General features: G+C 43.5%; 6 protein-coding genes. All 6 read left to right on the forward strand.

Going from position 1 to position 6,011, the window contains the following annotated elements; all coding sequences use genetic code 11:
* Window positions 1-1,032 (forward strand): ATP-grasp domain-containing protein (locus ACKI5G_RS06435; protein WP_407398728.1); only part of this gene is annotated, 1,032 nt, incomplete at its 5' end.
* A 368-nt stretch (window positions 1,033-1,400) separates the two neighbouring features.
* On the forward strand, window positions 1,401-1,697 hold the full coding sequence (locus tag ACKI5G_RS06440) for a YerC/YecD family TrpR-related protein (protein WP_085023287.1): 297 nt from the start codon (window positions 1,401-1,403) through the stop codon (window positions 1,695-1,697).
* 33 nt (window positions 1,698-1,730) lie between these two features.
* Window positions 1,731-2,915: an ATP phosphoribosyltransferase regulatory subunit gene (gene hisZ, locus ACKI5G_RS06445; RefSeq protein ID WP_407398731.1), complete on the forward strand. Its 1,185-nt coding sequence runs from the start codon at window positions 1,731-1,733 to the stop codon at window positions 2,913-2,915.
* A 2-nt stretch (window positions 2,916-2,917) separates the two neighbouring features.
* Window positions 2,918-3,451 (forward strand): HD domain-containing protein, encoded by a 534-nt coding sequence (locus ACKI5G_RS06450; RefSeq protein WP_407398733.1) that lies wholly within the window; start codon window positions 2,918-2,920, stop codon window positions 3,449-3,451.
* Window positions 3,452-3,545: 94 nt separating this feature from the next.
* The gene (locus tag ACKI5G_RS06455; RefSeq protein ID WP_407398735.1) at window positions 3,546-4,211 is read left to right on the forward strand and encodes an HAD family hydrolase; all 666 of its coding nucleotides are present in this window, start codon (window positions 3,546-3,548) and stop codon (window positions 4,209-4,211) included.
* A 116-nt stretch (window positions 4,212-4,327) separates the two neighbouring features.
* The gene (rlmD, locus tag ACKI5G_RS06460) at window positions 4,328-5,692 is read left to right on the forward strand and encodes a 23S rRNA (uracil(1939)-C(5))-methyltransferase RlmD (RefSeq protein ID WP_407398737.1); all 1,365 of its coding nucleotides are present in this window, start codon (window positions 4,328-4,330) and stop codon (window positions 5,690-5,692) included.
* The last annotated feature ends 319 nt before the right edge of the window (window positions 5,693-6,011 follow it).

Genomic DNA, 6,011 nt, shown 5'->3' on the forward strand with positions numbered 1-6,011 from the left:
GGTATTCCAATGGCCAAGGGCAGCAATCCGCTGAACAGCAACGAGGAAGCCATCAGGAGTGCCAAGGAGGTCGGTTATCCGGTTATTCTGAAGCCAGTTTCAGGTGGTGGAGGCAAAGGAATGTGTGTCGCCCGTGATGAAGAAGACCTGAAAAATATCTTGAAGCTACTGGTGGATATTACGAAAGAAAAATATTATTTCGAGCATTTCATTGAAAGATCACGCCATATTGAGGTACAGGTGGTGGCAGATAACTACGGGGAGATTCTGCATCTTGGGGAGCGTGAATGCTCCCTGCAACGTCGCAATCAAAAGCTACTGGAGGAATCACCATCTATTGCACTGACCCAGGATATGCGCGACCGCGTTGGAGCATTGGCTGTTAAGGCCGCAAAAAGTGTTCATTACTCCAATATCGGTACGGTAGAGTTTTTACTGGATTTAGCTGACAATGAATTTTATTTCATGGAAATAAATCCCCGTATCCAGGTTGAGCATGGTATTACGGAGGTAGTAACCGGTATTGACCTGGTACGCACACAAATTTGTATCGCCGCTGGTGAATCCTTGGATTTTACACAGGATGATGTAACTTTCACGGGACACGCCATCGAATGCCGCATCAACGCCGAGGATCCGGATAAAAACTTTATGCCATCCCCTGGACATATTACCTTTCTCCATGAGCCGAGCGGTCCACGGGTACGCTTTGACTCCGGTGTAACAGCGGGTCTGGACATCGAGCCTTATTATGATTCGTTGATTGCAAAAATTATTGTTCACGGACGCAATCGTGGCGATGCCATAAAAATTATGGAGCGTGCTCTGCATGAATTCCACATTGAGGGAGTAAAAACCACTTTGCCACTTCATAACAAAATCCTTCGTGATAATTATTTTCGTACAGGCAATATCGACACACAATTTATAAAAAAACGCATGCCGGCATATGTATCTGCGCCTAAGAAAATGAAGGGTATGAGTGATACTGAATTGGCCAGGGCCATTATCGAAAGTATGTATCTGGCATAACGAGGAAATCACATTAGTCCGGTATGCCCAACAAAGTCGATACCAAAGAATATCTGGAATACATCTTTACAAATATGTCCCAGGAAGAATCCTTAAAGGACGATTATGTTTTAGAAACATATCTCCCACGGAATGTGAACCTGCCAACTGAAGAATAATGACACTATACTATGACGCAGCCTACGGGCTGCTTTTTATTTGCTGTTGAGGCATACTATATTTTGAAGTTTACGGTTTTTTTCTATATTTCTATGGCAAAATTTGGATAGTTGCTGTATAATATATCTATATTTTCACAAAGTAAAGTGTAAAAGAATAAAAGTACGAAAGCATGATAAACATATACTTAATTTACAGGTGGTGTATTTATGGTAAATCCTAAGTTAAGGGATGATTTGAACGACCAGCTTTGCGAGGCTGTTTTAAAATTGGAAACTGTGGAGGAATGCTATCAGTTCTTTGAGGATATTTGCACTATCAGCGAAATAAAGGCTATGAGCCAGCGTCTGGAGGTGGCCCGTATGCTGCAGGATCATCACACCTATGATGATATTGTAAGTCGTACCGGAGCCAGTACAGCTACCATCAGCAGGGTGAAGCGCTGCCTTAATTATGGTGCAGATGGCTATTCGCTGGTATTTGATCGTTTAAAGGACAAAAAATAGTATTAAAGCAAGTTGGACGTAGGAGAAGTGACTATGGAAAATAGAGATATGGTTTTGGAAATTCCTTATGGTACAAGAGACTTTTTACCTCGTGAGGCTGCCGGCAAGCGTGCCATTGAAGCAGCAATAGCTGAAGAATTCAACCTTTGGGGTTATGATGAAATAGTGACTCCAACTGTTGAATTTTTGGACACTCTTACTATGGGCAACGGCAGCAATTTAGAGCCTCACATGTTTAAGCTCTTTGATAAGAATAACCGTACCATGGCTCTTCGCTATGAGATGACTACTCCTATTGCCAGAGTAGCTGCTTCCCGAATGAAGGAGGATAAGCTGCCGTTAAAGCTGTCATATATAAGCTCTGTATTTCGTTATGAGCAGGCCCAGACTGGTCGTCAGTGCGAATTCCATCAGGCGGGCGTTGAGCTGCTGGGCAGTGATAAGGCAACAGCTGATGCAGAGATAATTGCCTTGGCCATTTCTGCACTGAAAAAGACAGGACTCAATGATTTTATTATTTGCCTCGGACAGGTGGACTTTATTAATGGTCTTATGAAGCAGTGCGGTTTAAGCTCCAAGGAAATGGGCAATATCCGTGCAGCCATAGAAAACCGTGATTTGGTAGGCCTTAACAATATAGCTGATAAGGCGGATATTTCCGAAGATGCCAGAAAAATGGTTAAGGAAATTCCACTTCTTCACGGCAACCGTGAAATTTTAAAGAAGGCCTATTCCATGGTGAACAATGAGCAGTCCCGTAAGGCCCTGGATAATCTGTCTGAGATCTGCAATCTTTTGGAAGCCTATGGAGTTTCCGACTATATAACCTTTGATTTGGGTGTAATCCGTGATTTCAGCTATTATACCGGCATGGTGTTTGAGGCATATACCCCAGGCCTTGGTTACCCATTGTGTGGTGGTGGACGCTATGACAACATGCTGACGGATTTTGGCACTGACATGTCGGCCACAGGCTTTGCCTTCGGCATAGAGCGGGTAATGCTGGCTTTGGAGCGACATGGCTTGAAGGCACCACAAACTCAACGTGATGTATATGTTGCCTTTGCACCAGGCAAGGAGCCGGAGGCCATAAAGGCGATTCAGAAGCTGCGTATGGCTGGTGAAGCCTGTGAAATGGCTATGGGGCCGTCCACGGAACAGGATGCCGAGGAATATCGTGCAGGAAAGGGATATCAGCAGCTGATATTCGTAAAATAAATATGAGTAGAATAGTTCAGTTTTTTAAGGGGATTCTGGCTAAGAGCCCCAGTAAAGAAGAACAGAATATAATAAATGACCTGCTGTCCCCTGAGGCTCAGCAGGCCTTTTATCACATGACAGTAGCTGATCAGCGTCATTGCCTGAATGTTATGAAAACTGCAATGGAAATTGCCTCATATAGAGGCTTGTCCGATTCTGTTGATATGGACCTTTTGAGGCGCTGCTGCCTGCTGCATGATATTGGTCGTGGGCCGAAAATGAACAGCTTTCGCAAGGCTTACGGCGTTTTACTGGATAAATTTTTTAATGACTGGTCTGTTAAAAATAGTGACAAGGCCAGTGACAATATCTTTAGGGATATTATGTACAGATATTATCACCACCCGGAAATTGGCTGTGCAGAATTGATGAAGCTGGGGCTTATACATGAGGCAGATATTGTCCTTAGGCATCACAGCGGAGATAGGGAAAATTTATTAACAGGGGAAGTAGATATTCTTAGTGTACTCATGGAGGCTGACCAAAGAAATTAACATTTTTTTAATATTTGCAGGATTTTTCTTTTTAATATAGAATATTACTTGCTGTGAGAGGTTTTTTGTGTAGAAAGAGGCGGAGAGAAGAGATATGCGCTATGAAGCAGTAATATTTGATTTAGATGGAACCCTGATTAATTCCATCGACGATTTGGCTGATAGCTGTAATGAAATGCTGACAGCTTACGATTTACCAAATCATGATGTAGAAGCATACAAGTATTTTGTAGGAAATGGCATTGGCAAGCTTGTGGAAAGAGCATTGCCAATTGACAAATCCGAGGACAGATCTTTTTATGAAAAGGCATTGGCAAAATTTAAGGAGATTTATAATGGCAAGGTGCTGAATAAGACCCGTGCATATACTGGTGTCCGTGAATTGCTTTTAAAGCTTGTCGAAAAGGATGTTCCTATGGCTGTTTGCACTAATAAGCCAATGGATGCGGCAAAGACTATTATCAGCATTTTGTTTGAGCCAGGAACCTTTAAGGTAGTTATGGGAGATCGTCCTGGTCATCCAAGAAAGCCGGATCCATCCACCTGTAAGGAAATCTGCAAGGAAATCGGTGTGGAGCCTGACAAAGTGGTTTATGTAGGAGATAGTGGCGTGGATATGCAGACGGCGGTCAATGCGGGATTTTATCCAATAGGAGCCAAGTGGGGCTTCCGCAAGGATGATGAGCTCCTGAAAAACGGGGCAAAGCTGTTGTTGGATAAGCCAACTGATCTGTTGTTCAAGGTTCAGTTCAAAAAGTAAGGCCAACTTAAAAAAGTAATTATTCAGGTGTGGCGTCAGTCACGGATGTTTGTGGTATAATAAACCATGCAATTATTCCGAGGGTGACGCCCTCTTTATGTTTTGGAGGAAAATAAATGGCAAAGGTTCCTGTAGAAAAGGGAAAGCAATACAATATAAAAATCAATAGCTTAGGCAGCAGTGGTGAAGGCGTGGGACGTATTGAAGGCTTCACTGTTTTTGTGGTGGGCGGACTTCCTGAGGAGGAGCTTACTGTAAAAATTACTGAGGTAAAGAAAAGCTATGCCACCGGTAAGCTGGTGAAGGTGTTAAAGCCAAGTCCTGATCGGGTAGTACCTTCCTGTAGTATTTACAAGGAGTGTGGTGGTTGCCAGCTGCAGCACCTTTCCTATGAGGGGCAGCTAAAGGCCAAGCATCAGCAGGTCAAGGATGCCATGGAACGCATAGGTCATCTTAAGAACTTACCTGTATTGCCAACTATTGGAGCCAAGGAACCATGGAATTACCGCAATAAGGTGGCATTTCCAGTGGGGCGCGAAAAGGGAAGGACCATTATTGGCTGCTTTGCCCAAGGAACTCATAAAATTATTGATTCCTCTGACTGTATGATTCAGGATAAAATCAATAACGAGGCCATCAGTGCGGTGCGCGAGGTAATAGATAAGCTGAATATTCCTGTATACGATGAGGACCGTCATACCGGTGTAATGCGCCATGTGGTGGCCCGCATCGGAGAAAAGGGACAGCTTATGGTGGTGCTCGTAACTGCCACCAAGCAGCTGAGCCGTGAAAAGGAGATAATTAAGATGCTCCGCAGTCGTCTGCCACAGATGGTGAGCCTCCAGCAAAATATCCAGACCTACCGCAATAACGTGATTTTGGGACGGGAAACCAAGCTGTTATGGGGTCGTCCAACCATTAAGGCCAAGCTGGGGAAATTTAGCTTTAATGTTTCTGCCCGTTCATTTTTTCAGGTTAATACCAGGCAGGCGGAGGTACTTTATGACAAGGCCCTGGAATTTGCTCAGCTTACTGGTAAGGAAACAGTAATTGATGCTTATTGCGGTACGGGTACTATTAGCCTTTATCTGGCTCAGAAGGCCCATAAGGTTTATGGTGTAGAAATAGTAAGTCCAGCTATTAAGGATGCGGAGAAAAACGCCCGGGAAAATAATGTTAAGAATACTGAATTTATAGTGGGTGACTGTACTAAGGTAATGCCAAGACTCTATAATCAGGGCATCCGTCCAGACGTAATCGTGGTAGACCCGCCACGGGCCGGCTGTACAGAGGTGGTATTAAAAACCTTTGCCAATATGAAGCCAAACCGTATTGTATATGTCTCCTGCAACCCTGCCACCTTGGCAAGGGATCTGGAAATTTTGGATAAGCTGGGGTACAAGGCTGAAAAAGTCCAGCCAGTGGATATGTTTGTGGCCAGCAGCCACGTTGAGAGCGTAGCACTAATTAACAGAAAATAAAAGTGCCGGAAACCCAAGTATATCAAGGGCTTCCGGCTTTTTAAAAACAACAAAAATGTGTTCTAAAAAAGACTAAAAATTGATAAAGTAGGCTAAAAAATAGTTTTACTGTAAGCGTCAAAATATAATATGCCTCAATAGCAAATAAAAAGCAGCCCGTAGGCTGCGTCATAGTATAGTGTCATTATTCTTCAGTTGGCAGGTTCACATTCCATGGAAGATATTTTGGCAGAACAGCGTCGTCCTTTAAGGATCCTTCCTGGGACATGTTCGTAAAGATGTATTCCAAATATTGCTTGGTATCGACTTTGTTGGCTAT

The organism is Anaerovibrio sp. (assembly GCF_045637405.1).
Classification (GTDB): domain Bacteria; phylum Bacillota; class Negativicutes; order Selenomonadales; family Selenomonadaceae; genus Anaerovibrio.